The 614-nt window shown below is 57.0% G+C and carries 1 pseudogene; it reads left to right on the top strand.

The features are described from left to right. Positions 1 to 614: pseudogene (locus tag Q1A44_RS21865) on the top strand (IS5 family transposase); the annotation flags it as partial.

The raw sequence follows: 614 nt of genomic DNA, 5'->3' as shown, positions 1-614 counted from the left end.
CGTCTTGAGCCCTTTTTTCCCAAGTCACACGGCAAGCCCCGCGTCGATGACCGGCGGGTCTTGAGTGGGATTATCTTTATCAATCGCAATGGCTTACGGTGGCGCGACGCGCCCACGGAATACGGGCCACACAAGACCCTGTACAACCGTTGGAAGCGGTGGAGCGATAAGGGTATCTTCGCCCGGATGATGGCAGGTCTGGCCGCAGATCACGGCGAGACAAAGACTGTGATGATCGACGCGACGTACTTGAAGGCACACCGCACGGCGACCAGCTTGGGCGTCAAAAAGGGGGGCGTGGACGCCTGATTGGCCGAACAAAAGGCGGCATGAACACCAAACTGCACGCCATCTGCGACAGTCAAGGACGCCCGCTGAACCTGTTCGTGACCGCAGGACAGGTCAGCGATTATGTCGGTGCCCGTGCATTAGTGAGCAGCTTGCCCAAGGTTGACTGGCTGCTTGGAGATCGTGGTTATGACGCTGATTGGTTTCGAGAAACGTTGAAAGAAAAAGGGATACGCGCCTGCATCCCTGGCCGGAAACAGCGCAAGAAACCAGTGAAGTACGACAAGCGTCGTTACAAACGCCGCAACCGGATCGAGATCATGTTC

It is taken from the genome of uncultured Tateyamaria sp., assembly GCF_947503705.1.
Taxonomy (GTDB): domain Bacteria; phylum Pseudomonadota; class Alphaproteobacteria; order Rhodobacterales; family Rhodobacteraceae; genus Tateyamaria.
The sequence above is the reverse complement of the archived record's forward strand: the minus strand, read 5'-3'. Positions and strand labels throughout refer to the sequence as shown.